The 25,100-nt window shown below is 62.1% G+C and carries 20 protein-coding genes and 4 pseudogenes; 10 read left to right on the top strand and 14 right to left on the bottom strand.

Going from position 1 to position 25,100, the window contains the following annotated elements; genetic code table 11:
- Nucleotides 1–6: 6 nt before the first annotated feature.
- The 9 genes from hpaE to FCN77_RS10405 form a co-directional block, all read right to left on the bottom strand.
- Nucleotides 7–1,521 (bottom strand): 5-carboxymethyl-2-hydroxymuconate semialdehyde dehydrogenase, encoded by a 1,515-nt coding sequence (gene hpaE / locus FCN77_RS10445; protein ID WP_137324725.1) that lies wholly within the window; start codon nucleotides 1,519–1,521, stop codon nucleotides 7–9.
- A gap of 22 nt (nucleotides 1,522–1,543) precedes the next feature.
- A complete protein-coding gene (locus FCN77_RS10440; protein ID WP_137322220.1) occupies nucleotides 1,544–2,206 on the bottom strand; it encodes a GntR family transcriptional regulator in 663 nt (220 codons plus the stop codon).
- On the bottom strand, nucleotides 2,199–3,689 hold the full coding sequence (locus FCN77_RS10435) for a fumarylacetoacetate hydrolase family protein (RefSeq protein ID WP_137322219.1): 1,491 nt from the start codon (nucleotides 3,687–3,689) through the stop codon (nucleotides 2,199–2,201). The genes FCN77_RS10440 and FCN77_RS10435 overlap by 8 nt, the downstream gene beginning before the upstream one ends.
- 87 nt (nucleotides 3,690–3,776) lie before the next feature.
- Nucleotides 3,777–4,505 carry an amino acid ABC transporter ATP-binding protein gene (locus FCN77_RS10430; protein WP_137322218.1) on the bottom strand — a complete coding sequence of 243 codons (729 nt, stop codon included), beginning with the start codon at nucleotides 4,503–4,505 and terminating at the stop codon, nucleotides 3,777–3,779.
- Nucleotides 4,506–4,600: 95 nt separating this feature from the next.
- Nucleotides 4,601–5,509 carry an amino acid ABC transporter ATP-binding protein gene (locus FCN77_RS10425; RefSeq protein WP_254678932.1) on the bottom strand — a complete coding sequence of 303 codons (909 nt, stop codon included), beginning with the start codon at nucleotides 5,507–5,509 and terminating at the stop codon, nucleotides 4,601–4,603.
- A 15-nt stretch (nucleotides 5,510–5,524) separates the two neighbouring features.
- The gene (locus FCN77_RS10420) at nucleotides 5,525–6,289 is read right to left on the bottom strand and encodes an SDR family NAD(P)-dependent oxidoreductase (protein WP_137322217.1); all 765 of its coding nucleotides are present in this window, start codon (nucleotides 6,287–6,289) and stop codon (nucleotides 5,525–5,527) included.
- A gap of 118 nt (nucleotides 6,290–6,407) precedes the next feature.
- Entirely contained in the window at nucleotides 6,408–7,085 is a 678-nt protein-coding gene (locus FCN77_RS10415) for an amino acid ABC transporter permease (protein ID WP_137322216.1), read from the bottom strand.
- Nucleotides 7,082–7,738 carry an amino acid ABC transporter permease gene (locus tag FCN77_RS10410; protein ID WP_137322215.1) on the bottom strand — a complete coding sequence of 219 codons (657 nt, stop codon included), beginning with the start codon at nucleotides 7,736–7,738 and terminating at the stop codon, nucleotides 7,082–7,084. The genes FCN77_RS10415 and FCN77_RS10410 overlap by 4 nt, the downstream gene beginning before the upstream one ends.
- A gap of 37 nt (nucleotides 7,739–7,775) precedes the next feature.
- Nucleotides 7,776–8,735, bottom strand: coding sequence for an ABC transporter substrate-binding protein (locus FCN77_RS10405; protein ID WP_137322214.1), 960 nt, complete (start codon nucleotides 8,733–8,735; stop codon nucleotides 7,776–7,778).
- A 557-nt stretch (nucleotides 8,736–9,292) separates the two neighbouring features.
- On the opposite strand from FCN77_RS10405, the gene istA reads away from it, so the two are divergent.
- Together istA and istB are read left to right on the top strand one after the other, a co-directional pair.
- Nucleotides 9,293–10,759: an IS21 family transposase gene (istA, locus tag FCN77_RS10400; protein WP_137320941.1), complete on the top strand. Its 1,467-nt coding sequence runs from the start codon at nucleotides 9,293–9,295 to the stop codon at nucleotides 10,757–10,759.
- Complete coding sequence (gene istB, locus FCN77_RS10395; protein ID WP_175417109.1) at nucleotides 10,756–11,487, top strand: IS21-like element helper ATPase IstB; 732 nt, start codon at nucleotides 10,756–10,758, stop codon at nucleotides 11,485–11,487. Before istA ends, istB begins: the two co-directional genes overlap by 4 nt.
- A 46-nt stretch (nucleotides 11,488–11,533) precedes the next feature.
- Here the strand turns inward: istB and FCN77_RS10385 are convergent.
- Nucleotides 11,534–12,420: pseudogene (locus FCN77_RS10385) on the bottom strand (histidinol-phosphate transaminase).
- Nucleotides 12,421–13,057: 637 nt separating this feature from the next.
- On the opposite strand from FCN77_RS10385, the gene FCN77_RS27655 reads away from it, so the two are divergent.
- The 3 genes and pseudogenes from FCN77_RS27655 to FCN77_RS10375 all read left to right on the top strand — a co-directional run bounded on the left by FCN77_RS27655 (nucleotide 13,058) and on the right by FCN77_RS10375 (nucleotide 15,580).
- Complete coding sequence (locus FCN77_RS27655) at nucleotides 13,058–13,390, top strand: aldo/keto reductase (protein ID WP_217496260.1); 333 nt, start codon at nucleotides 13,058–13,060, stop codon at nucleotides 13,388–13,390.
- Nucleotides 13,387–13,488, top strand: a pseudogene (locus FCN77_RS27650) (aldo/keto reductase); the annotation flags it as partial. The gene FCN77_RS27655 and the pseudogene FCN77_RS27650, both read left to right, overlap by 4 nt.
- 1,219 nt (nucleotides 13,489–14,707) lie before the next feature.
- A complete protein-coding gene (locus tag FCN77_RS10375) occupies nucleotides 14,708–15,580 on the top strand; it encodes a DUF4192 family protein (protein ID WP_254678931.1) in 873 nt (290 codons plus the stop codon).
- Nucleotides 15,581–17,788: 2,208 nt separating this feature from the next.
- Here the strand turns inward: FCN77_RS10375 and FCN77_RS10370 are convergent.
- Together FCN77_RS10370 and FCN77_RS10365 are read right to left on the bottom strand one after the other, a co-directional pair.
- A complete protein-coding gene (locus FCN77_RS10370; RefSeq protein WP_137322211.1) occupies nucleotides 17,789–18,094 on the bottom strand; it encodes a helix-turn-helix domain-containing protein in 306 nt (101 codons plus the stop codon).
- On the bottom strand, nucleotides 18,094–18,447 hold the full coding sequence (locus FCN77_RS10365) for a type II toxin-antitoxin system RelE/ParE family toxin (protein ID WP_137322210.1): 354 nt from the start codon (nucleotides 18,445–18,447) through the stop codon (nucleotides 18,094–18,096). The genes FCN77_RS10370 and FCN77_RS10365 overlap by 1 nt, the downstream gene beginning before the upstream one ends.
- A gap of 197 nt (nucleotides 18,448–18,644) precedes the next feature.
- Here FCN77_RS10365 and FCN77_RS10360 point away from each other — a divergent pair.
- The 5 genes and pseudogenes from FCN77_RS10360 to FCN77_RS25910 form a co-directional block, all read left to right on the top strand.
- Nucleotides 18,645–19,481 (top strand): annotated as a pseudogene (locus tag FCN77_RS10360) (IS256 family transposase); the annotation flags it as partial.
- 131 nt (nucleotides 19,482–19,612) lie between these two features.
- Nucleotides 19,613–19,858, top strand: coding sequence for a hypothetical protein (locus FCN77_RS25915; RefSeq protein WP_175417084.1), 246 nt, complete (start codon nucleotides 19,613–19,615; stop codon nucleotides 19,856–19,858).
- A gap of 44 nt (nucleotides 19,859–19,902) precedes the next feature.
- Complete coding sequence (locus tag FCN77_RS10355) at nucleotides 19,903–20,154, top strand: transposase (RefSeq protein WP_254678930.1); 252 nt, start codon at nucleotides 19,903–19,905, stop codon at nucleotides 20,152–20,154.
- Nucleotides 20,123–20,434: pseudogene (locus tag FCN77_RS27645) on the top strand (transposase); the annotation flags it as partial. The gene FCN77_RS10355 and the pseudogene FCN77_RS27645, both read left to right, overlap by 32 nt.
- Nucleotides 20,435–20,567: 133 nt before the next feature.
- Nucleotides 20,568–21,071, top strand: coding sequence for an amidohydrolase family protein (locus tag FCN77_RS25910; RefSeq protein ID WP_175417210.1), 504 nt, complete (start codon nucleotides 20,568–20,570; stop codon nucleotides 21,069–21,071).
- A gap of 1,099 nt (nucleotides 21,072–22,170) precedes the next feature.
- On the opposite strand, the gene FCN77_RS10345 is transcribed toward FCN77_RS25910, so the two are convergent.
- Both FCN77_RS10345 and FCN77_RS10340 read right to left on the bottom strand, forming a co-directional pair.
- Nucleotides 22,171–23,613 carry an aldehyde dehydrogenase family protein gene (locus tag FCN77_RS10345; protein ID WP_137322208.1) on the bottom strand — a complete coding sequence of 481 codons (1,443 nt, stop codon included), beginning with the start codon at nucleotides 23,611–23,613 and terminating at the stop codon, nucleotides 22,171–22,173.
- A gap of 145 nt (nucleotides 23,614–23,758) precedes the next feature.
- Entirely contained in the window at nucleotides 23,759–25,024 is a 1,266-nt protein-coding gene (locus tag FCN77_RS10340) for an acyl-CoA dehydrogenase family protein (protein WP_137322207.1), read from the bottom strand.
- Nucleotides 25,025–25,100: the final 76 nt, after the last annotated feature.

Raw genomic sequence — 25,100 nt, 5'->3', positions numbered from 1 at the left:
GCGCTGTCAGGCGCCGAATTTGGGGGTGTGCACGGTTCCGAGCGTGATGTGCACGGCCTGCTGGTCGGTGTAGAAGTCGATGGAGCGGTAGCCGCCCTCGTGCCCGAGGCCTGAGGCTTTGACGCCGCCGAAAGGGGTGCGCAGGTCGCGGACGTTGTGGCTGTTCAGCCACACCATGCCGGCTTCGACGTTCTGGGAGAAGTTGTGCGCGCGGGTCAGGTTCTGGGTCCAGATGTAGGCCGCCAGGCCGTACTTGGTGTTGTTCGCCAAGGCGAGGGCCTCGTCGTCGTTCTCGAACGGAGTGATGGCGACGACGGGGCCGAAGATTTCCTCCTGGAAGATCCGGGCCTCGGGGGCGACGTCGGCGAAAACGGTGGGTGCGATGTAGTTGCCTTCGGGGAGGTGCTCGGGGCGGCCGCCGCCGGCCAGCAGGCGGCCTTCCGATTTGCCGATCTCCACGTAGGACGCCACCTTCGCGAAGTGTTCCGGGTGGACCAGGGCACCGACCTGGGTTTTGGGGTCGTGCGGGTCCCCGACGACGATGTTTTTGGCGCGGGCGGCGTACTTTTCGCAGAACTCGTCATAGATGGCGCGTTCGACAAGGATGCGGGAGCCGGCGGTGCAGCGTTCGCCGTTGAGGGAGAAGACCCCGAACAGGGCGGAGTCGATCGCGGCGTCGAGGTCGGCGTCGGCGAACACCACGCAGGGTGATTTGCCGCCGAGTTCCATGGACAGGCCCTTGAGGTTGGTGGCTGCGTTGCGGAAGATCGTCTGGCCGGTGGTGGTTTCGCCGGTGAAGGAGATCAGCGGGACGTCCGGGTGCTTGACCAGGGCGTCGCCGGCTTCCTCGCCGAGGCCGTTGACCAGGTTGAACACGCCGTCGGGCAGCCCGGCTTCCTTGAAGATCGTGGCCCACAGCGATGCGGAGAGCGGGGTGAATTCGGCGGGCTTGAGGACCACGGTGTTGCCGGTGGCCAGGGCCGGGGCGAGCTTCCAGGACTCGAGCATGAACGGGGTGTTCCACGGGGTGATGAGGCCGGCGACGCCGATCGGTTTGCGGTTCACGTAGTTGATCTGTGAGCCGGGGACCTTCATGGCGTCGTCGAACTGGGCGACGATCAGGTCTGCGAAGAACCGGAAGTTTTCGGCTGCGCGGATGGCCTGGCCCTTGGCCTGGGTGATGGGCAGGCCGGTGTCGAAGGTTTCCAGTTCGGCGAGCCGGTCCTCCTGGGTCTCGACGGCGTCGGCGATCCGGTTCAGGACGCGGGCGCGTTCGCGCGGCTTCATCCGTGGCCACGGCCCGTTGGTGAAGGCTTCGTGGGCGGCGGCGACGGCGAGGTCGATGTCTTCCTTCTGCCCGGCCGCGGCGGTGGCGTAGTTGGTGTTGGAGACCGGGTCCAGGACGTCGAAGGTCTTGCCGCCCACGGAGTCCACGAACTGGCCGTTGATGTAGTGCTGGATGTGCGCGGGCAGGTCCTCGGGGACAAAGTGCTTGGTCGGGGTTTCGAGGGGGGTCGTCATCATTGGGTCCTAACTTGTGGTCCTATTGCTTGCTTTGTGCCAGGTAGGCGTCGAGTGTGGCGGAGCGGTGGAGCCGGGCCGCCTTTTCGATGGCGTCGGCGTCCGCGCCGGTTTCAATGAGCCGGAGCAGTGCCTCGTGTTCGTCCACGGAATTATGGGCGCGGCCGGGAACAAACCGGAACGTGGAGGACCGCAGCGAGGCCAGCCGGTTCCAGCCGCGGTGAACCAGGTCCAGGATGTGCGGGTTGGGGCAGTATTCGAACAGGACGCTGTGGAAGTCCTGGTTGAGCTCGGTGAAGCGCACCGGATCAAAATGCTCCAGACAGTCCCGCATTTCCGCATTCACGGCACGGGCCCGGGCGATGTCAGCTGCTCCAATGAGCGGTGCGGACAGTGCGGTGGCCGCGCCCTCCACGATGCTCAGGGTCTGCATCGTGTAGAGGTACTCGGTGGGATCGATCCCGGACACCGTGGCGCCGACGTTTCGCTCGAACTTCACCAGGCCTTCGGCCTCCAGCCTGCGGATGGCTTCGCGGACCGGCACCACGCTGACGCCCAGGTCCCCGGCGATCTTAGCCAGGACCAGCCGGTAGCCGGGGGTGTAGCTGCCCTCCACGATGCGGGCTTTGACAGCCTGGTAGGCCTGTTCGGACTTGCTTCCCGCCGCGGCGATGGTCTCAGTCATCGGCTTTGTCCGTTTCCCATTGTTCGTACTTGGTCCGCCAGTCAGCGTTCAGCGGGTAGAGGCCGTCCACGCTGTAGCCCTGTTCCACCATTTCGGCGATGAAGGTTTCCTCGCGTTCCTGCGCGATGGAGTCCTCCGCCACTTCGTCGGCGAGGGCCGGCGGGATGACCAGGATGCCGTCGGAGTCGGCGACGATGATGTCGCCAGGTTGGACGGTGGTGCCGCCGCAGGCGATGGTGATGTCCGTGTCCCACGGGATGTGCCGGCGGCCCAGGACGGCCGGGTGCTGGTTGGCGAAATACGTCGGCATCTCCAGGCCGGCAACCGCTGAGAAATCCCGGACACCGCCGTCGGTAACAATCGCCGCGGCCCCCCGGACCTGCGCACGCAGCGCCAGAATGTCACCCACGGTACCGGTGCCCTTCTCGCCGCGCGCCTCCATCACCAGGACCTCGCCCTCGTTCACGGAATCGATGGCCTTCTTCTGGGCATTGAAACCGCCGCCATGGGTCTTGAAAAGGTCCTCGCGGTTGGGCACGTACCGCAGCGTCCGGGCCAGGCCCACGATCCGCTTCTCCGGCCGGGTGGAGGTAAGTCCGTCGATGCTGACGTTGTTAAGGCCGCGCTTGCGCAGCTGGGAGGACAGGGTGGCGGTGCAGACGCTCTCCAGTTTGGCTTTCAGTTCCTGGGAGAGGACCGGTCCGACGGCGGCTGTCTGGTCTGCCGAAAGGCCCACCGCTTCGCGCGAACCGTACGCCTCCTCCCGCAGCTGTGCGTCATCGGTCTTGGGGCGGGCACCAAAGTCCGCGAACGCTGTCGTGCCTTCTTTTACCCGGGTGACCAGTCGGCCGGTGGTGACCTCACCGGTGCTGACTTCAACCTCGACGACGTCGCCTGGCTTGGCCACCGACGCGCCGGCCGGGGTGCCGGTGAGGATGATGTCCCCCTCTTCGAGGGTCAGCAGCTGCGAAAGGTCCGCCACCAGGCGGGCGAAGGGGAAGAGCAGGTCCTCGGTGGTGTCGTCCTGGACCAGGTCGCCGTTGTGCCAGGTGCGGATGCGGAGGCCGGCGGGGTTCACCGTGTCTGCCGCGATCAGGCCCGGGCCGATCGGGGTGAAGCCGTCGCCGCCCTTGGACCGGAGGTTGGACCCTTTGTCGGCGTACCGGAGGTCGTAGACGCCGAGGTCGTTGCTGGCCGTGACCCACTCAACGTGGCTCCAGGCGTCCTCGAGGCCAAGACGGCGGGCGGCCTTGCCGATGATCAGGGCGATTTCGCCTTCGTAACCGAGCAGTTCACAGCCGGCAGGACGCTCCACCGTGGAAGGAACTTCCGCTGATCCGATGGCCAGCGAGGAGGAGGGCTTCAGGAAGTACGAGGGCTGTTCCGGCGTGCGGCCGCGCTGGGCTGCCCGGCTGGGGTAGTTGATATGCACCGCAATCACCTTCCGTGCCGTGCTCAACGTGTCCTCATTGACCTTCTCCAAAGCTGTCTCCTAAATCAAGTACGAAATCATATACGATTACTATGCCGTCTTGTAACCCCTTTGGTCAACAGCAGGGTGGCAACTCCCCTAGAGCACCAGGATTTTGGAGAGGAAGTCCCGTGCCCGCTGCGTGGTCGAGTTGGCGAAGAAATCTTCAACGGGAAGATCTTCAAGGATTCTCCCGTGGTCCATAAAAACGACTCGGTCTGCCGCTCGTTTGGCAAACCCCATTTCGTGGGTAACGCAGAGCATCGTCATACCCTCCTTTGCCAGGCCAGTCATGACAGCAAGAACTTCGTTGACCATCTCTGGATCAAGTGCAGAGGTCGGCTCGTCGAAGAGCATGATCTTCGGATCCATAGCCAGGGTCCGGGCTATTGCCACGCGTTGCTGTTGGCCGCCGGACAGGCTCTGCGGGTACTTATCTGCGTGCGCCTCCAGGCCTACGCGGGCCAGCAGCTGAGCGGAGCGCTCCATCGCTTCCGCTTTGCTCCGACGGAGAACCTTGAGCTGCGGCAGAGCCACGTTCTGCAGAGCTGTGAGGTGCGGAAACAGCTCGAAGTGCTGGAAGACCATGCCCACGTTGAAGTGGAGCTTCCGGGGAACCTTTTTCCCCGGCTGCAGCGTGAAGCCCGCGATGTCGATGGAACCCGAGTTAATCGGTTCCAATCCGTTGAGGGTTTTGATGAAGGTGCTCTTTCCCGAACCTGAGGGGCCGCAGATGACGACCACCTCTCCTTTCTCCACCTGGAGGGAACAATCGGTCAGGACCTCTACGTCCCCATAGGACTTCGATACGCCCTTAACACTGATCATTTGTTCTTCCTTTACTCACGTAACAGGGTCCTGCTTGCGTCACGCCCTGTACTAAGGCGTGTATTCCGTTCATCGAGGCAGATGCGCTCTTGAGGTCAGTGGTGAAGCGCACGGAGGAACTCGATAAAACGGGGATGGGTGGCGTTGTCGATGGTTTCCTTGGCCGGTCCATCCTCTACGATTTGGCCGTTCTCCATGAAGATCACCCGGCTGCCTACTTCCCTGGCGAACGCCAGTTCGTGGGTTACGACCACCATGGTCATTCCCTCGGAGGCGAGCTGCTTCATTTCCTCGAGAATGTCGACCCGCAGTTCCGGGTCCAGGGCGGAGGTGGCTTCGTCAAAGAGCATGACCTCCGGCTGCATTGCAAGGGCTCGCGCGATCGCCACCCGTTGCTTCTGGCCGCCCGAGAGGCTGCTCGGGAAAAAGTCCTTCTTTTCCTCCATGCCGACTTTGCGGAGTCCGGCCAGTGCGAGCTTTTCGGCCTCCGCCCGGTCTGTATTCTTAGCCCGTAGCGGCCCGATCATTGCATTCTGCAGGACCGTCCTGTGCGGGAACAGATTAAAGCTCTGAAATACCATCCCCATGGACATGCGCCACTTGGCGATGGCCCGCATTTCTGCCCGCCGGGCCTTGAAGTCGAAGAAATCAATCTGGCTGTTGGACCACGTGCTGCCCTTGAAAGTTATCTTTCCGGTGTCGGGGGGCGCTATGAGGTTCATAGACCGCAGCAGGGTGCTCTTTCCGCAGCCACTGGGACCGACCAAAACGACGACTTCACCCGGATAGATATCCAGATTGATGCCCTTGAGGACAGTGACTTCCTTTGGCGTCCCTGCGTTATAGGTTTTCCTGACGTTACGAAGCGAAATAATGGGTGTCCTCGCCTCGCTCGCTTCGGGCTGCAGATCCGGTTCCTGCATGGATGTGGGCGTGAACTCGCCGGCTTCGATGTCTTCATCAGTCATGAGTTCATCCTCATTCCTAACTAGCGGATCGGTCATGGCCTTGGGCCCCTTTCATACGGTGAGTCCGCCATCGGCTGTCAGCGCTGCTCCGGTGATGTAGGAGGCCTCATCGCTGGCGAGAAACGCCACAACGTTGGCGATCTCCTCATAGCGTCCTTCTCGCTTGAAGGGGACAATCTCCCGCACTCTGTTCCGGCGTTTTTCCATCATGTCGTCCGATGAGATTGCTTTCCGATCGGCCATGAAATTTTCGAGAATGCCGGCACAAACTGCGTTAGCCCTGATATTCGCGTGGGCGAAGTCACGGGCCGTCACTTTGGTGAGTTGCAGCAGCGCGGCTTTAGAAACGCTGTAAGCGGCTTCGTTGGTCGACGCCTTGAAGGAGGCAACGGACGCAGTATTGACAATCACACCACCGCCCGCGCTGACCATTCCAGGCACAACGCGGGACGTCATCATGAACGCTGAACGAAGATTGATGTTCATCGTCAGGTCCCACACTTCAAGGCTCGTATCAACAACGTTTCCCGTCGGATTGATACCGGCGTTGTTGAACAGGATGTCGATCCTTCCGAACTCGGACAGGCCGGCAGCCACTACATTGTTGACGACGGACTCCTGGGCAATGTCGCCGCCCAATGCCACCACAGATGTCCCGAATTCGGCTCGGCATTTGGCAGCGAGGGTTTCAACCTTCTCCTGGTCCAGGTCTGTGAGGATGAGCTGAGCGCCTTCCGCGGCGAATCTACGGGTGGAAGCTTCACCCAGACCGCCGGCAGCTCCTGTTATCAGGACTACCTTTCCTTGAAAACGCATGAGAACCTTCCGGATTGTTGAACGCCGTGTGCCTGGCGTGAGGTGTTCGTTGAAATAGTGGCCGGCCCGCCGGCTGCAATAGGCTGCAGCCGCTGACCTGGTTGGCGGCGGATGAGTATCACGGAATGCGCAGTTTCCGTTCGACCCATGAACTGAAGATCGTCAAGATAAAGACCACGGCTACGTACATGAGTCCGACCAGGGTGTAGTACTCGAAGTATTGGAATGTCTTTGCTGCGGTGTGGCTAGCCCTGTACATGATGTCCGCTACGCCGATAACGCCGATGATCGAGGAGTCTTTGAGGATGATGGTCAGCTGGCTCACGAGGGACGGGATGGCAACGCGCACGCCTTGCGGCAGGATGATGTCGGTGTAGGTGCGGGTGGTGGTCATGCCCAGAACTGCAGCTGCTTCGCGCTGCCCTGGGCCGACGCTGGACAGTGCAGAACGCAGGATCTCTGCGATGTAGGCGCTGTTCAGGATGGTGAGGCCGATGATCCCGGCCGCAATGGGCGGGATGGAGATTCCAGTGAAGGCCGGGAGGGCGAAGTAAATGAACAGGATGTACACGTACGCCGAAAGTGACCGGAAGACCTGCGTCAGCGTGAAAGCCGTTTTCTCCAGCCAGGGCAGCCCGCTTTGCCGCATGAGGGTGAGGATAAGTCCACCGATGCAGGCCAGGCCGAATGATGCGAATGTCACTGCGAGGGTGACGTAGATTCCTTCGGAGATCGCTCCGGTGGATCCCAGGACTGGACCCCAGGTGGCCCATAGTTTGTCGAACCAGTCGCTCATTTGATCCGTAGCCTCCTTTCGGTGAGGTTGAAGGCGAAGGACGCCGCGAACGCCATGAGGATGAGGATTACTGCCAAGGCGCCGTACGCCTCGAAGGGCAGGAACAGCCCCGTTGAGATGTCCTGGGCAACGAACACGGCTTCAGCAACGCCGATCACGGCGGCGTAGGTGGCGCCTTTGAGCTGCATGACAAAGACGTTGCCCAGCTGCGGCAGGGCGATGCGGATGGCCTGAGGGAAGAGCACGGATGTGTAGGCCTGCCACCGGGTCATGCCGAAGGATTTCGCTGCCAAGGCCTGCCCTTTGTCCAAAGCAAGGAAGGAGGACCTGAAGACTTCCGCCGTCACGCCGGACGTTGCAAGCCCCAGGGCAATGATGGCGGCGGCCACGGCAGGAATATTGAATCCGGCCAGCTGTGAAACACCGAAGTACACCCACAGCAACAGGACGTACAACGGAGCCCCGCGGACTATTTGGACGATGATGTAGGAAACCGTTTTGGAAAATTTGTTTCCGCGGGACATCGAGGCCAGGCAGAGTCCAATGAGGACAGTAAGCACGAAGCTTGCCACGGCAATGTATATGTCAACCGCGGCCCCGGCAAGGAACAGGTCATACCGGCTGAGGACTTCGCCCCATTTCATATCAGGCATTTTTTCCTAAGTGGTTATTCGGTTGCCGCAGATTCGGCTAGGCCTGAGTGAGAGCGCCGCCCGGGCCAACCGTGACGACAGGGAGCTTGAATTCCGTCCGGAGCGCATTCCCAACCCACTTGTTCCACAGGGTTGCGATCGTTCCGCGTCCGGCCTGGTAGCGCAGCCAGTTTGAAACCCACATCTGCGACTTGTAGTCGCCTTGGGGCAGCAGGAACGTGTTGACGTCAAGGTAGAGGGGATCGCCCGGAAGAACGGTCAAACCGGGATTGTTCCGGATGCCATTCATGACATTGAAAATCGACGCCAGCGTGACGTCAGCCCGTCCGGAAGCTACTTCAGCGATAGCGACAGTGGCGTCCGCCAGGGCAACGAAGGTGGCCTTGGGGTAGCGCTGGGCGCCAATCGCTGCCTGGGAGGAACCTTGGATTACCGCTATTTTTATTGCAGGGTCGTTTAGCTGTTCGTCTTTTTCGATGGTGCTGCCCGGCTTGCGCACGGCATAGATGGGTGCGTAGTTCGCTGGAATGTCTGCGAACAATCCCTCATTGGCGCGCGCGGGCAGGTTCGTGACTGGTTCCAGCATCTCTACCTTGCCTGATGCCAGCGCGGGTACCAGCTGAGCGAAGGGCATCTCGGTGAAGTTGATTTTGATGTCTTTGTCCAGGTCAGCCATCATCATCTTCACCATCTCAACACTGAAACCATCAGGGTCACCGGCGGAATTGCGGAACTGCATCAGCGGAGTGGAGAATTCCCAGCCCAGGTTTGCTTCTTTGGTCCGCCTCCATTTGTCGACCAAGGGTTCCTTGTCTGTGGAGGAGCCCCCGCCCGTGGCGCCCGCTCCCCCGTCGGCTCCCGGGATGAGTCGGGTAAGTCCAAAGACTGCCGCTCCGGCTACCGCGCCGGCGATCAGTCCCCGGCGGCCAGGGTGCTCAGTGGTCTTAGTTGCCGGTGAAGTCTCGGAGTCGTTGTCGGTCTTGTCGCTGATGGCCATGTCAGGTCCTTTACTAGTTTTGGACGTGCCCTCGCGGCCACGTCGCTGTGATGTAAATCATGCTATCTCATTTCGTATAGGAAAACCTACAGGTTTCACTTTCCCAGTTCAAAGTTTCGACCAGATTTCCAGCGAGGGTCGCTGCCGTGACGTTTCTTTAGGCTTGGACGTGCGGCGCCTCGCCCTCATCCGGCAACCAGCATGGACCTTTTGATGGCCTCGAGAGTGTCGGTGACTTGCCCCGGTGTGCCCACAGCTATTCGGATGCTGTCGGTATCGCCCAATGTGTGTGATCGACTATCTGTAGGCCGTTTCAGCCGAGAAATCCTGCCGAGTTGGTGGCTGGTTTCCGGCCAAAAGAGCGCTAAGAATCAGGCCAGGCGGTTCCCGTTCAAATCATGGATTTGGGATTGCGCAGAGATTGAGATCAGCCGGTGGCCCGGGGCGGTTCCCAGTGTGTTGGGAACATGGGCCCGCCACCCCAGATAGGTTCCTTACGGCGCTGCTGTTGACAGAGCGATTGCGCCGGAAGGGCTGGAAAGCAGATGACGGTACCCATGTCCGTTCAAGAAAATATCAGAAGGCTCGATTCCCAGGGAGTCCCGGGGCGTGAGATCGCCCGCAGGCTGGGTGTCAGCCGTGATTCGGTGGCCAAGTACGCCGAGCAGCAGGACTTCTCCCCGGCACCGCCGGCGGCTTCGGCCCGGCCCGGAGGCTCGGTGTTGACCGGGTTCGAGCGCATCATCGAGGTGTGGCTCGCCGAGGACCAGCGCCGGCCACGCAAGCAGCGGCACACTGCCAAACGCATCTTCGACCGGCTCGTTGACGAGCATGGTTTCACCGGCACCTATTCTCCGGTCCAACGCCACGTGAAGAAGTGGGCTGCCCGCAACCGGCAGGACGGGGAGGGATATACCGAGCTGGTGTGGCCGGCAGGGACGGTGCAGGTCGACTTCGGGCAGGCGGAGGCCATCATCGCCGGGATCCGGCAGGTTCTGCACATCCTGGTGGTGACCTTCCCGTTCTCGAACATGCGCTTCGTCCAGGCCTACCGCGGCGAGACCGCCGAATGCGTCTGCCACGGACTGCGGACGGTGTTCGAACATATCGGGGCCGCTCCGAGGCACCTGGTCTTTGACAATGCCACGGGCATCGGGCGCCGGGTGGGCACCAAGGTCGTGGAGTCCAAGCTGTTCGCCGCGTTCAAGCTGCACTACCGCTCCGAATCCCGCTACTGCAACCCGTATTCGGGACATGAGAAGGGCAACGTGGAAAACGCGGTCGGGTTCCTGCGCCGCAACCTCATGGTCCCCGAGCCCGAGGCCGCCACCTTGGCCGGGCTCAACGAGGTTTTGCTGGCGCGGTGCGATGCGTTGGCAGCCACCACGCATTACCGCGAAGGCCTGCCCTTGGGCGAGCTGTTCGTCCAGGACCGGGCAGCGTCCCTGGCATTGCCCGGGATCGGGTTCGACCCGGTGCGCTACGAGTCACGCAAGGCTGATAAGACAGGGAACCTGCTCATTGACGGGAATACCTACGCCGCCGGGCCAGCCTTTCACGGGCGGATGCTCACCGTCGGGTTGCGCCACGACGTGGTGCAGATCCTCGATGAACATGCCGAGCCCGTCAGGTCCTTCCCGCGGGCCTTCGGGCGGCAGACCGAGACGATCTTCGAGCCTGCGTCCTTGCTGCCATTGCTGGTGACCAAGCCCGGTGCGTGGGGCCATTCCCCGCTGCGGGCCCTGGTCACCGATCCGGTGCGCGACTGGCTGGACAAGGCAACGGCCACCGATCGGCGCCGGCTGCTTAACGCGGTGGATGCTGCGTCCGGGTCCGCTGGCTTCGACGCCGCGATTGCCGCCGCCGACACGCTGATCCGCCGCGGAGACACCCCGGACATGGCGGCCCTGGGCATGCTCGCCCGCCGGCTGGCCCACGGCACCGAACCGGCCGCCGCAAACGTGGACTTAAGCGTCTATGACACCTTCACCACCCTTAACACGAGCACCGGAGAAGTCGCATGAACCCGATCACCGTCCAAGACATCCTCGAAGCGGGCAAACATACCTCACTGACCGGCAGCGTGCTAACCGAATGGGCCGAGAAAGGCACCCCGAAACAACGCGAATACCTCCACGAGGTCCTGCTCGCGGAACACGAATCCCGGCAGGAATCACGCCGCCAGCGGCTGCTGAAATCCGCGAGGCTACCGGCCATGAAAACACTCACCGGATTCGACTACACCAGTGTCAGGTTCCCCGAGGACTACGGCCGCGAACCCCTCGAATCCCTGGAGTTCATCACCCGGGCCCAGGACCTGGTCCTCTACGGAGACGTCGGCACCGGAAAAACCCACATGGCCACCGCCCTGGTGGCAGCCGCATGCCGGCAGGGCATCCCAGCCAGGTTCTTCACCACCTCCGCCCTGGTCATGATGCTGCGCCGGGCCAAGGACGAGGACCGGCTGGACAAGGAACTCGCCTCCCTGGCCAAAAACCAGCTCCTGGCCATCGATGAACTGGGCTACCTTCCGATCGACACGGAAGGGGCCAGACTCCTGTTCCAGGTCATCGCCGACGGCTACGAAAAACGCAGCCTCATCATCACCACCAACCTCGAATTCTCCCGCTGGGGAACGGTGTTCGGGGACGACAACATGGCAGCAGCCGTCATCGACCGGCTGGTGCACCACGGGCGCCTGCTGCAATTCCGTGGTGAGTCCTACCGGGTCAAAAATGCCCTGATGAAATAACCAAACAGCTGAAAGGGCCTGGAAACGTGCCGAGGTGGCCTGATTCTTAGCGCTGAAATGGCCTACTTAAAGTTGACGAAACACACCCAATAGCGTCTATGGGAAGGACGACCACACACTCGGCCTCCAGCCGGCGGACGAATTCCGTGGGGCCCCCCACCTTTACGGCTACGAAATTGGCATGGGAGGGAAGCGGATGGAACCCAAGGTCTTTCAGTCCTGCGGCAAGTCCGGCACGCCCGAGTCTGTTGACGCCGACTCTCCTGTCGAGTTCGTCCTGATCCCGCAGACTCGCAGCTGCCGCAGCCTGGGCCACGTTGGACACTTCGTAGTTGCTCTGCACTTTCTCAACAGCTCCGATGACTTCCGGGACCCGACCAGATAGGCCACCCGGAGGCCTCCCAATCCATAAGCATGCGAAAAAGTCCGGATTGTAACCAGGTTCTTCCTATGAAACTCCGCCTCGGAAGCGGTATCGGGATACTGGTCGCTGTCGACGTATTCAAAGTAAGACTCGTCGACAACCATCGTTACGGTTGTCGGAACCCGTTCCACGAAGCGAAGGAGTTCGTTTCGACGGACGATCCCGCCCGTCAAGTTGCCGGGATTGTCGACGTACACGACCCGCGTCCGGTCGTTGATCAACCCCAGCGTCCCTTCGAGGTCATGACCTCCATCCATCCGCGGCAGGGCCCGTTTCGTCGTCGCGCCGCGGCTTCTGGCCTCTGAAGAGTAGCTGGAGAAGCTTGGACCGGAGGTGACGATGTTGGTCCCCGGATCGAGAAGAGCCATCGATAAATGGTGAATGAGAGCGGTGACACCGGCTCCGGCCACCACCCGCTCGATTCCCACCCCTAGATGCGAAGCCAGCTCCTGCCTCAGTGCGGGGGCTCCCGATTGTGGATACCGGTTGGCTCGGCCAACCTGATCCATCGCCGCCGCAAGCGCGGACTCAAAGGGACCGAAAGGCCCTTCGTTCTTGGCCCCTGCAAGGCGCACGCGGTAGGCGCCTATTCCTGAGCCATGACCATCCCCACCCTTGGCTACATCACTAACGGCAAGACCTGGTCTGCTGTTGTGCGTCAACTACTTCTCCTCATCGAGATTGTCATATAGCATCCCCTATATGATTCTATAGTGGATCGCCGGATCAAGAGAGCGGGAGCGCAGTTTGGGCTTCCCTCGGTACGGATTAGAGCCGGCTTTGACGCACGAGGAGGCCCCCTTGAAAAGAAGATTGCGACGCGCTCCAGCGGACTCAGAAGGAAGTATGTCTCCCCGCACAGGGCACCACTGTCCTGAGACAGGCTGGTGGCAGCCCGTGGACCAGCCAGGCGTGCCACGGCCCATTCACGAGGGTGAAGTGATGCCGCCCGTTCACGGCCTGCAGGTCAGTTGGGAACCCGTGGCCATACCCGGCGTCAATCCCAGAACTCTGTCTGCAACATCGCGCGAACGTCGCGTTACTGCCTCTGCCCGCGGTCTTTAAGAGCATGTCGATACAGCCGCCACTCCTGAACCGCAAGCGGGCCTGTCATTGAACCCGCGTCCAGAAGCAGCCCCATATCGGGTGGGCTTTGGTACCTGGCCCCTGAAAGGGGCCGAAGCAGAACGTGCCGTAGCCGAGGCGGTCCATGCCGGTTACAGACTTATTGATACTGCCGCCAGGTACGAAAACGAGAAGGCCGTCGCGCGGGGAATTTCATCGACAGGTGTCATTCGATCAGAGATTCGCGTGACGACGAAGCTCCGCGGCCGAGATCACGTTGCAGGTAATGTCAGGGCGGCGGTCGAACAATCCTTGGAGAACCTCGGCATCGACACGATTGACCTGTACCTGATCCACTGGCCCGTTGAGACAATTCCCTTTTTGACGAGCCCGCCGTTCGGGCGGCGGCCATGAGACACGGGGTCGCTTCTGCCCAGGTCTTACTGGCGTGGCACATCCGGAACGGCGTCGTTCCACTGGTGATGTCATCCTCCCCGATACATCAAACCGAAAACTTGCGTTCTGTGGACGTACTCCTGGACGAGCTAGATCTTGAATCCTTTGATTCCCTGGACCTCGGCGAAGGTGCAGCCCGCGATTCCGACGTTGAGGAATGGATGTGAGTCAAAGACCTTTCCCGCACCCGCAGAGATGTTGGCATGGGTTGCTTGCGCAGCTCTAAGGCTCTGAGACCTACCAGAAATGTCCTCCAAGAATCCCTCCAGCTCGGGCAGCCTTTCCCTGCTGATTTGGCAAACGTGGACCTCCCCAGTTTCATTTTCAACTCCAACCATGACTCTCCAAGCTGCCTGCGACGCTTCTGGACTTCGGCCTCCGCCGCGGCGAGTCGGGCCTTGATCTTCTTCCGGTCAAGGTTCGGCGACGACCACAGTGAGCCCGGGGATGTCGAGCACATCGGCGTCCACCTCTCGGGGAATTCCACGGACGCGCAGACGGCCCTGGCTGATCGACAAGGGTTGCCGGCCTTCTGGCGGTCGTATTCGTCCTGCACTTCCCTCACACCTTCATTCCCCCCTTCGCATTCCCTCACGCCCGCGACGGCCGGAAAAGAGGGCACCAATGTTACTAATGAGGTGGGTCTTTGCTGTGCCACAAAGATGTCCACAGATAGGCCGGAACCCGCGTAATCCCAGGGATTTTGGTACCCACCTCCTATATCAACTTTGGTGGCACGGAGGTCTTGTGGTCACGCCAGAGACCGCTGTTAGATGAGTTGTTCGCCAGCATGCCACTGGCAGCCGAGCCGGTCGGGATTATGCCAATGAGGGCCCGCGACGGGGACGGCATCCGAATTCCGGCTGATTGTTAAGCCTTTGACCGACAGCACCTTCTCTTAACCGAACGGTGCAGGGAGCCCCCGACGAAAGCACGTCGCCGTCACAGACACGCCCCGAGGCCGAACCGGCGCCCAGCGGACCCAGTGAAAGCCTACGCACGCAGAAGAATTCGTGCCGACGTGTGGCACTTTACCGTGTCATGCCGCCCCGCTCCCCCACTCCCATGAACCACCAGAAGCAACTTCGCTGTTTGTCATTCTGATCCCAATCATCGCTGGGCGGGTCCTCCACGCAACCAGGGCGCTTCGCGCCGGGCACGATCCCCCAAGTTGCACTCCGGACCCTCCAACCCAGCGGTGACTCCATGTATCAGAACGACGCACAACTCTGACAGACACATCCGGTGCCCGCCAGTCGCTGAAGGAGAAGGAACATGGAACCGCTCACCATCAAAACCCCAGCCGACGTCCTCAGTTTCGTCGGGCACACTCTCGGGTTCTGGCCGCGCGACAGCCTCGTCTGCATCACCTTGGACGCCAACCGCGTCGGTGCAACACTCAGAGTTGACCTCCCCAACCGCGAGGGCGGACTCAGCTACGCCCGCACCGTCGCCGACTACCTCGCCCACGACACCAACGCCGCCAGCGTGCTCTTCGCCGTGTACACCTCCGAGCCCCAGAAACCCGGGCAGCCCAAACCGCACGCCGCAACCATCGCAGCACTGACGTGCGCGCTGGCCGAGCGCGGCATGTCCATCCGTGACGGGCTCCTCGTCGGAGATAACACCGTTTCCCCGTACGACGGCGATCCCCAGGACGGACTGACACTGCCGCTGAAGGCGACCCAGTCCAGCCAGATCAACGCCGAATTCGTCTACCGCGGCAGCACCATCGCACCGACAAACCTCATCACCCTGCCGGCCTCCACCAAAGAAGGCCGCACAGCGGACGCCGTCGATGACCTGGTGAAAGCAATACACAGGATGAACGCGGGCGAGGCGCTCGAACAAGCCAGGACCCTCTGGGACGGCATGCTGGACGCGATCAGCTATCCCAACGACGACCAGACCATCAGCCTGATTGCCAACTTCCAGGCCCCAGCCATCCGCGACCAGCTCATGGCCGACATCCCCGGAATCGACGAACCGATGGACCGAGTTCTCCTGGCACAAACACACGGCGGACCTCAGTGGTCCCGGGTCGAACGGGCACAGCAGCTGCTGCTCCACGCGTACACGCACAGGAGCACCAAACACTCGGCGCCCATCCTCACCGCCATCGCCTTCGTCAATTGGTGGGAAGGCTGAGGCAGCAAAGCCCATCAGTTCCTGCAACTCGCCCTCGAAGCAGACCCCGCCTACCGTTTGGCCAGGCTCAGTGATCTAATGATCGGTTCCGGAATGGTGGCCGACTGGAACATGGACAAGGACCGGGCCTTCCGGCCCTGGGGCCTCGAAGCGTCGTAGGCCCGCGGTCATAGGGATATGGACGACGACGGCGGCGGGACGTTCCGGAGCCAGTTCTCCACAGCCGCGTCCCATCCATCCGGAGCGGAATTCCACTCCTGCGTATGCTCCGCGGAAGGGAAAGTGAGCAGCGTTGCCAGCCCGGGGCGCCAAAGTCAGGCGGATCAACCAAACCAGGGCTGCCCGGAAGAAGAGTCCGGATCCCACACACCTGCGCCCTCTCTCGACGACTTGTCCGCCAGCCACAGACACCCCAAGACGTTCCCGCTGACAGGAACGTCCTACGAAAACCGACGAACTAGGCCGCGAAGTCATGTCGTCTGAAGCAGCGAACTTCATGAACTAGTGAAGGCAGAGCCAGGAGGAGGGGATCACAATGCAGGCCGAAGAGCCGCCCGTGGACAGGGTGTGGACAATGTCCACACACCTTTGGTCGGACAACCGGCCACATTCCCACTCCCCTACGCCATGTTAAGCAGCGACGGGCGACGAAAAAACTTCAAGAAATCTCACCAGGGTCATGTCGTCAGCACAACCCCGCCCCGTGAATAAGTGAAGGACCAACCCCAGCCACCACAGGAACAAGAACGGAGCCCGAATGACCCCACATCCCAGCAAGCGGAAGGCCCACCAGCCAGGGCTCTGATCCCGCCACCCACATAACTTCACAGGCGACCGCGGCGCCAGGCCAAGCCGGGAACAGTGTCAGAGGGACCCGCCGAGGGACAATGTCCACACATTAAAGCAAAAACCCCTCTGACGAGGGGTTATGCGTGCCCGAGGTGGGACTCGAACCGCAGTCCAGCCCTTGAAAACACTGGGAACTCCTGAAAACATAGGCAGTCCGAGCCAGTCCGGCCGACGTACGACCCGATCCGACACTCAGGGTGTGCACATTGTGCACACCCTTCTCGGCAGCCAAAGGACGCAGCCCGTTACTGGTGGCGAAGAGCACCCCAGATGAGTCCCCTAGATCAATATGGCCTGCAGTGCACTTGGCACCCGGTCGAATCCTTCATCGATAGTTAAGCCCTAGCTCTAGGTATCGACCCAAGGAGCAACGTCCGGAAGTGCCGGCGGATGCTTGATGATAGTGGGCAGCTCGGCGTCTTGACCATGGAGAAGTGCTTTTCTTCTTCGTAGGTCCCTCTGATTTCATGGCAGAAAAAGTCCGCCCCCTGAAACAAATGCGCTGACTACGATTTGTGCTCCATCCCGATGGCTCCGGACTAGTGCTCGGGCCATCCTAGGAACCTGCCGGCCCGACCTTCGAAGGGATGCAGTGGTAACGACTCCGTCCGACGCGATTAACGAGGCCGCGACGGACGAAGCCTTCGAGAAGGTCCAAGAGTTCGGCGCGATTGAGGTTCGCCGAGATTCGTTCTGCCTGCGCTCTCCGGAGCTTATGAATTGCTGGCATGTCCTCTAGTGTGGACGCGGCTTCTTCAGTGAGGGTGCCGTGCAGGGAGAGCAAATGTCTGACGTCGTGCCGGTTGAGTCCGGGTGTACGGCCGGTGTGGTTGCGGTGGTTCAGTTTAACGAATACATCCTCGAGCGTTGACTCAGAGCGGTTCTCCGGGCAGCGACAGCCTCGGCAGACCCAGGGGTTTAGAGTGGAACGGCGCGGTTCGGGCAACTTGAAGATCCCGTCACCTGGGATCCAGGTCGCTCCACAAATTCCGCAGACACCTGAGTACTTGGAAACGACACCGAACCTCTCCTCATAGTTTCCTCCTGCCTGTTTCCCAACCTTCTGGCGTCGAGATTGCGGCAAGTTCTCCGTATTCGTCATGGCACTAACCTACTGCGTCACCAGCAGGGATCTCCCCTGACCTGCGGAGACAGTGAGCGGGTGGTATTCGATCGGCATCCGGGGCCCTGACGATACCTGAAGTACGCAGGAAACATGCGGAGCTCAGGCCAGTTCGCCAGCGGCGCGGGCGAGACGGGGAGGTCAGAGGGTCACATTGCGACACCCATCCTCCTGCAGTTCACCCCGTTGTCGGTAAGGGCAAGACGACTGACGAAGCGGCCCGGCCGGTCGCTTCGTCAGGCGATTTGGATTCGTTCGTCGCCGAGTTCAACCTCAACACGAAGTCGGCCGCCGAGCGCCTCAACGTATTTCCGCAAGGTGTCGACCTGGGCGCGATCAATGTCACCATGTTCGATGCGGGATACCCGGTTCTGGCTGACGTGCAAACGCCCAGCCAGCTCGACCTGCGTCAGCTCCGAGGCCTCACGGAGCTCCCGAAGCCGATAGGCCCGGACTTCATCGAGCATGCGCTTCTTGTGGGTATCCACAGCAGTCCGGTCAACCGGACGCTCAGCCAGCAGTTCCTCCATGGACTTCGCCATTATGCCTCTCCTTTCAGAATCCTCAGATGCTCGTCAAACAGGTCATCCGCAACCGGAATGTTCGCCTTGTACCACTTGGTCCAGCTACCCGCTTTGTCCCCCGCGACAAGCAGGATCGCCCGCCGCTCCGGATCAAAGGCAAATAGGATTCGCAGTTCCGACCGCCCGCTCGATCCCGGGCGCAGTTCCTTCATGTTCTTATGCCGTGAACGAACCACCGTGTCGACCAACGGACGACCAAGTTGAGGTCCGCGCTCGGCGAGAAGCTCCAGTGCAGCAACAACCTGCTCATACGAGTCTTGGTCAAGACCTAATAGCCACGGCTCCATGAGTCCCACGTCAACATTCCACATCCAGTCCACCATACAACGCACGGGTGCTACAACTCAAGTGCTATATTGCCCGTCGAGAAGAACGCCCGCAAGAAAACCATCTCGTCGTCTTCGAGGTGGGACTCACGCATCCTGAAGACGCTTCAGCGGGACTGTGGAATTAACGGTGTATCTGGCTCGACACGCCGGGCTGTGAGCCTGGCGGGGAGGAGCCCGATATGGCCGCAACACTTGAGGCTGTGCCGAGTACGAAAACCGTTGAAAAACTGACAGAGAAGTCCGAGGCCGAGGCTGCTCACGAGCTGGTGAGGATGGCCAAGGAGTAGGGCCTGGCCTTGACCGGTCCTGACGGGCTGCTGAAGATGCTGACCAAGACCGTCATCGAGAGCGCCCTGGACGAGGAACTGACCGAGCACCTCGGTTATGAAAGACCCGACACGGCGGCGAAGGTTACCGCCAACTCGCGCAACGGCATCCGGCCCAAGACGGTGCTGACGGAGACGACAGGTCCGGTGGAGATCGATGTTCCGCGGGACAGGGACGGCACGTTCGAACCGAAGATCGTCGCTAAACGCCAGCGGCGGCTGACAGGCGTTGATGAGATGGTCCTTTCGCTCTACGCCAAGGGCTTGACGACCGGGGAGATCAGTGCGCATTTCGCCGAGATCTGCGGTGCGTCGGTCTCGAAGGAGACGGTCTCGCGGATCACTGACAGGGTGCTCGAGGAGATGGCCGAGTGGCAGAACCGGCCGCTGGACGAGGTTTACGCTGCGATCTTCATCGACGCTATCGTCGTGAAGATCCGTGACGGCCAGGTCGCTAACCGGCCCATCTACGCTGCAATCGGGGTCACCATTGACGGCGAGAAGGACATCCTGGGCCTCTGGGCCGGGACCGGCGGGGAGGGCGCTAAATTCTGGATGAGCGTACTCACAGACATCAAGAACCGCGGCGTCAAAGACACGTTCTTCCTGGTCTGCGACGGGCTCAAGGGCCTGCCCGAAGTCGTCGCGAATGTGTGGCCGCTGACGACCGTCCAGACATGCATCATTCATTATGCCGACCTTCGGATTATGCCGATGTGGCCGCGGGATCCTTTGCGGGGCGGGGGTCTCGTGCTGGCGAGGTCGGCATAATCCAGTGAGCTGATCCATGCTTGCCTTTCCGTCCCGGAGAGGAGAGCGTCATGGTCAAGGTGTTGCGGTCGTTTGTGCGGGGGCCGTTGGAGCCGCACGTTGCGGGGTTCGCCGAGGAACTGCTCCGACAGGGGTATTCGCGGTCGTCGGCCGAACAGCATGTCTGTTTCAGTGCGCATCTGGATCGCTGGATGCAGGCCGAGGGCGTCAGTCTTGGAGATCTGAGCGGTCAGGTGCTTGAGTGCTACCTGGCCGAGCGACGTGCGGCTGGTTATCGGGAATATCGGTCCCCCTGATCCGGAACACCTTCCGGTTCGCGGCCCGGCAATACTGGGATGAAATGTCCCGTGACCTGCGCCCGGTCTACACCGCTCCGTCCGAGGCTGCGGCGAAGGAACGCTTCGTCGATTTCTCGGGCAAATGGGGCCAACGGTACCCGGCGATCACCCGGCTCTGGGAGAACGCGTGGAGCGAGTTCGTGCCGTTCCTGGACTACGGAGTCTGTCGCAGAATGGCGTGTCCCAGCCCGGGCGGTGACGACGGTCCTGGGAGAATCGGGTATGGCACGGAGTTATCGTCCTGTGCGGCGTGATCAGGTGTTTCTGCTTCCGCCGGATATGCGGGACTGGCTGCCGGAAGATCATCTCGTCTGGCTTGTCATCGAGATCGTCGAGACGCTCGATGTGTCATCTTTCGAAGCGTCCCGGCGGCGGGGCGGGGTCGGCGCAGCGGGATACGATCCACGGATGCTCCTGGGACTGCTGGTCTATGCGTACTGCCGCGGCGTGCGATCCTCGCGTCAGGTCGAGCGGCTATGCCACACGGACATTGCATTCAAGGTGGCGTGCGCTGGCGATGTACCAGACCACGCGACGATTGCGAGGTTCCGTGCCGTGTCCGAGGAAGCGTTCGCCGGGCTGTTCGCGCAGGTGCTGCCGATCGCCGCACGGGCGGGGCTTGCCCGGTTCGGGACGATCGCGATCGACGGGACGAAGATTCCCGCCAATGCGTCCATCGTGGGAATCGTTGCTGGACGGCTCGCTGAGCACCCTGGCAACCGACGGCGTGTGCACGGATCTGGAGGTGAAGACGCGCGGCAAGACCATCCTCGACGCAACCGGTGGCCACGCCGGCGTCGAGATGCGCATGGCCGTGGCGTACACCGAGGGCGTCAGAAAGCGGGGCCTGGACCTGACGCGCTTCGTGGACATCACCTCCGCGAATGCCGCCAAGATCTTGGGCCTGTACCCGCAGAAGGGCGTGATCGCCGTCGGCAGCGACGCGGACCTGGCCGTACTGGACACCAACGTGGACCGCCGGATCACGGCTTCGGACCTTCACGAGGCTGACTACACGCCATGGGAGGGCTACCGGGTGGCGGCTTGGCCGAGTATGACCGTGCTGCGAGGGACCGTCATGGTGGAGGACCGGAAGCTGCTGGCCGGCCCGGGCGGATCGCTCCTCAAGCAGCGCGTGTCCAGCGACGTCCTCAACCGGCCTGCCTGCTGACCGCCTCCGCCATGGCTCACTAGACCGGGGCGCAGGGCACTGCTGCCAAGAACGGTTCCCTACGCCCCGGGATCCCTACATTTCCGCCGGCGAGGCCAACCACACTCGAGGATCCGTCCCACCGTCGGCTAAGTCCTTTCCCGGTCGGCCTTCGGGCAGGCGTCCGCTCGCCGCGGAGTGGAGAGGAATTCCCGAATTGGCGGCAATTGCCTGCAACCAACACTCGTCACTAGCCTCTCCTCCCTTCAAAACCTTCATAGGTCAAAATGCCAGGGTTTGCATGACCTGAAGGCTGCCCGGCCGCAGCTGCAGGAGCGCCCACCCAGAACGAAAAGGCGAAAAGATAAGCGCCACCAACATCCTGAGTCCATACATCGAACTGACGGAAGATCAATTATCGGCGTTCAGACAAAACTGGGCCCGTCAGTGCACGTTCGGCAAGCTCTGGCGATAGTCAGCATCAGCAGTGCGTCGGCTCGTGACCCGTCACGCTACTGCGCAAACGCTCCGTCGCCAGCGGCCACCTCAGCCATGTCGATCGCCGACCAACTCATTGATCACCATGTACTCGCCCAGCCCTGAAGCTGACGCGGGCCGCGCCTCAGTGTCCCGAGGGATGCTGGCCGAAGATCAGAGCATTTGCGCCGGCGTGGGGGACGTTGACTGCTTTTACTGCTCCGGACCCGAAAAGGACTGACGGTGGCGGTGCGGTCCCGGTCAGGGATGCTCCAACTTCTGCCGATTCCAGGACCGGACGCCCGCACCGGGGACCCAGTCGGCACGCTGACAGCAGGCTCCCCCGGAGCTGGAACCATCCCATGTCCACCCCTATGCAACACCAAGCCGTGGCTACCGGTGACCGGCGCGATGTGCCGCTCTCATCCATGGCGGCTTGAAGAGCCCGGCGAGAGCACGCTCACCTCCACAGAACGCGGCGACTAAGCGGCGTGCTGGGGCATTCCTTGTGCTGCACCAGGGCAAGGGCCTCGCATCGGCCGGACTGCCCGTCTTTTCTTTCCTGCCCTCGGACCCCAACGAGCTGTAACTTGCCAAAAGGACACACTGTCCTGCCGGATATTGGGTCTCACACATGTGCGGCTTAGCTTGCACCGGTGATGACCTGCGGCGCTCCGAGGTGTTTCAGGCCCTCGACGCCGAACTCCAGACCATAGCCGGACTGCTTGACGCCCCCGAACGGGACGCGGGGGTCCACGGCGCCATGCTTGTTGATCCAGACCGTGCCGGCCTCGATTCGGGCGGCGACCTCGCGGGCCTTGGCCGTGTCGGAGGACCAGACGGATGCTCCGAGGCCGGCGTCGAGCCCGTTCGCCATCTGAACTGCCTCGTCCACGGTGGAGTACTTGATGATCGGCAGGGCGGGACCGAACTGCTCTTCGGCAACCAACGGGTTGTCATTGTCGATGTCGGCCACCAGCGTCACGGGGTAGAAGTAGCCGGGCTGGTTCTCGTCCGGGTTCCCGCCGGTTAGTACGCGGGCGCCGGAGTCTTTGGCGGCCTGCACCAAGCGGGCGATGATATCGAACTGTGCCTTGTTCTGAAGCGGGCCGAGCACGTTGTTCTCGTCCAGTCCCACGCCCATAGGCATACGGCGCGCCAATCCGGTGAGCGCCTCGCAGACCTGGTCATAGATGTCCTCGTGCACGTACAGGCGCTTCAGCGCGGCGCAGGTCTGTCCAGTGTTGATGAAGGCACCCCAGAAGAGGTCCTCGGCGATAGCGGCCGGGTCGGCGTCGGACAGTACTACCCCGGCGTCGTTGCCGCCCAGTTCCAGGGTGAGCCGCTTCACGGTGTCGGCGGACGAGCGGATGATGGCCTTGCCGGTTGCGGTGGAGCCGGTGAACATCACCTTGGCGATGTCCGGGTGCCCAGCCAGCCGTTTGCCTACGTCGGGACCACCCGGGACCACGGCCAGGACGCCGGCGGGGAGTACTGTGTTGAGCACTTTGGCGAGGGCCAGCACGGACAGTGGCGTGTATTCCGAGGGCTTCATGACTACGGTGTTGCCCATTCGGAGGGCGGGGGCCAGCTGCCAGGTGGAGATCATCATGGGCCAGTTCCAGGGGCCGATGGCGCCGACGACGCCGAGCGGGCGGTAGAAGAGTTGGGCGTAGGTGCCGTCCTCTTCGACGATGGTCTCTGGTTCCAGCTCGAACGATGCGGTGGTGCGCAGCCAGGCCGCGCAGGCGCCGACCTCGAAGCGTGCGTTCGGTCCGTTCAGCGGCTTGCCCTGCTCGCGTGAGAGCAGTTCCGCTAGGGCTTCGGCGTTGGCCTCAATGGCGTCGGCGGCCAGGTTGAGCAGCGTGCGGCGTCCGTCGTGGCCGCGCGCGGCCCAGGCCGGCTGGGCCGCGCGGGCTGCCTCGATAGCGGCGTCGAGCTCTGCTACTCCGGGTTCGGCCACGCGGCCCACCACCTCGCCGGTGGCCGGGTCCTTGATGTCGCGGCCCCCGGCGGTTGGCTGGATAGCGGCCAGCAGTCCGGCAGCGTCGGCGAAGGTGCCCTGCTTGGTGGATTCGACGTTCATGGATTCCTCTCCTTGGCAATGCCACCAGGAATGTCCCTGGCGGTACTGCCGATACTTTGTCCGGCCGACGGCCGGCGGTCTTCGCTTTCAACAACGAGGCGGTCACGCTGAGTGCACAATTGCTCGGCTTGTAGACCCGGTGCGGCTACGTGGCGGCAGGTTCGGCTTGAGGCGCTGCGGCGGCCAGCGGGTCGTAGTTCGGGGAGGCGAGGATGTGCTGGAGCTGTACGCGGCGGACACCGACGTTTCCGCCGTCGAACAGCGGGTAGGCCAAGGCATCATTCAGCAGCTCCCCGAGCCTTACCCGCTTGGTGTATGCGGCCACACCGACGACGCGCATGGCGTCGTAGACGATGGAGACGGCGTTCTCCGAGGAGAAGATCTTGTTGATAATCGACAGCTCGACGTCGCGGCCGTTGCTGCGTCCGAAGTTGTCGCACGCCTTCCAGGTCAGGTAGCGGCTGGCCTCCAGCTTGGCCTTCATGTCACCGAGCAGGGTGCCAACGTTCTGGTGGCCGATCACCGGGCCGGGGCCGCCCCGCGTCTCGTTGCGGGCGAAATCCAGGGCAATCTGGAAGGCTGCCCGGGCTACACCCACGCTCATCGCGCCGACGAGTCCTGCAGTAGCGCTGAATGCGGTCTCGGCTATTAGTATTCCGTCGCCCGGGGCCCCGAGGATGTTCTCGGCCGGGATGCGGACGTCGTCGAAGCGAACCTGGCAGATTTCCGCCCCGGGCTGGCCAATGGTTTCGATGGAGCCTTCGACGGTAATGCCCAGGGTGTTGCCCGGAACCACAAACACGGCCAGAGACTCTTGCGGGGAGGCCTTTGCATCGGTGCGGGCCGCGACGGTGAACAGATCCGCGCGCGCTCCGTTCCAGCCGTTGGCATGCGGGGTATATATCTTGGTGCCGCTGATGACCCACTCGCTGCCGTCGCGTCGGGCAACGGTGGACAGTCCGCCCGAGGGATCGGGGTTGGCGTAGTTGGCCGAGCCGCCCGGTTCGCTGAAGGCCAGTCCGGCCAAAGGTGCGCCTCTGCGGGACGTGAACGCTGGCAGGAACCGGGCGTGCTGCTCCGGGGTGCCGAAGAACAGCAGCGGCATAAGCCCGAGGCCTGTGGACAAGACGGAAAGCGGGACGCTGGACTCGACGGCGATGAGTTCCTCGGCGATGAGCGCCAAATCGACAAGGCTCGTCATGCTTCCGCCCAGCTGTTCTGGGATCTGCTCGGCCAGATAGCCCGCCGCCACCGCGGCCTCGTACGCGGGGCGGGTGGCGTTAAACCGTTCCTCCGCGGCCGGCAGGGGGTTGATCAGATCGCGGATTCCGGACAGGTGTTCGGCGGCAAACTCGCGCGCTTCTACCTGCTTTCGGTGCTGTTCGGGGCTGAGGGTGAAATCAATGGCCATGTCAGTTCCTTTCAAAGGGATCAGAAGGTGCGGAGAATGCGATCTGCAGCAGTACCGCATGGACCTGAACGCGCAC

Origin of the sequence: Arthrobacter sp. 24S4-2, from assembly GCF_005280255.1 — a bacterium.
In the GTDB taxonomy this organism is placed as follows: Bacteria; Actinomycetota; Actinomycetes; order Actinomycetales; family Micrococcaceae; genus Arthrobacter.
The sequence above is the reverse complement of the archived record's forward strand: the minus strand, read 5'-3'. Positions and strand labels throughout refer to the sequence as shown.

Coding starts and splice junctions, on each gene's coding strand:
- istA (WP_137320941.1), top strand. CDS start 9,293: ATGTCCGTTCAAGAAAATATCAGAAGGCTCGATTCCCAGGGAGTCCCG.
- FCN77_RS10410 (WP_137322215.1), bottom strand. CDS start 7,738: ATGCCTGATATGAAATGGGGCGAAGTCCTCAGCCGGTATGACCTGTTC.
- FCN77_RS10440 (WP_137322220.1), bottom strand. CDS start 2,206: ATGACTGAGACCATCGCCGCGGCGGGAAGCAAGTCCGAACAGGCCTAC.
- FCN77_RS25910 (WP_175417210.1), top strand. CDS start 20,568: ATGCGTCCATCGTGGGAATCGTTGCTGGACGGCTCGCTGAGCACCCTG.
- hpaE (WP_137324725.1), bottom strand. CDS start 1,521: ATGACGACCCCCCTCGAAACCCCGACCAAGCACTTTGTCCCCGAGGAC.
- FCN77_RS10405 (WP_137322214.1), bottom strand. CDS start 8,735: ATGGCCATCAGCGACAAGACCGACAACGACTCCGAGACTTCACCGGCA.
- istB (WP_175417109.1), top strand. CDS start 10,756: ATGAACCCGATCACCGTCCAAGACATCCTCGAAGCGGGCAAACATACC.
- FCN77_RS10355 (WP_254678930.1), top strand. CDS start 19,903: ATGTCCCGTGACCTGCGCCCGGTCTACACCGCTCCGTCCGAGGCTGCG.
- FCN77_RS10370 (WP_137322211.1), bottom strand. CDS start 18,094: ATGGCGAAGTCCATGGAGGAACTGCTGGCTGAGCGTCCGGTTGACCGG.
- FCN77_RS10430 (WP_137322218.1), bottom strand. CDS start 4,505: ATGATCAGTGTTAAGGGCGTATCGAAGTCCTATGGGGACGTAGAGGTC.
- FCN77_RS10340 (WP_137322207.1), bottom strand. CDS start 25,024: ATGGCCATTGATTTCACCCTCAGCCCCGAACAGCACCGAAAGCAGGTA.
- FCN77_RS10415 (WP_137322216.1), bottom strand. CDS start 7,085: ATGAGCGACTGGTTCGACAAACTATGGGCCACCTGGGGTCCAGTCCTG.
- FCN77_RS10420 (WP_137322217.1), bottom strand. CDS start 6,289: ATGCGTTTTCAAGGAAAGGTAGTCCTGATAACAGGAGCTGCCGGCGGT.
- FCN77_RS25915 (WP_175417084.1), top strand. CDS start 19,613: ATGGTCAAGGTGTTGCGGTCGTTTGTGCGGGGGCCGTTGGAGCCGCAC.
- FCN77_RS10365 (WP_137322210.1), bottom strand. CDS start 18,447: ATGTGGAATGTTGACGTGGGACTCATGGAGCCGTGGCTATTAGGTCTT.
- FCN77_RS10375 (WP_254678931.1), top strand. CDS start 14,708: ATGGAACCGCTCACCATCAAAACCCCAGCCGACGTCCTCAGTTTCGTC.
- FCN77_RS10425 (WP_254678932.1), bottom strand. CDS start 5,509: ATGACCGATCCGCTAGTTAGGAATGAGGATGAACTCATGACTGATGAA.
- FCN77_RS10345 (WP_137322208.1), bottom strand. CDS start 23,613: ATGAACGTCGAATCCACCAAGCAGGGCACCTTCGCCGACGCTGCCGGA.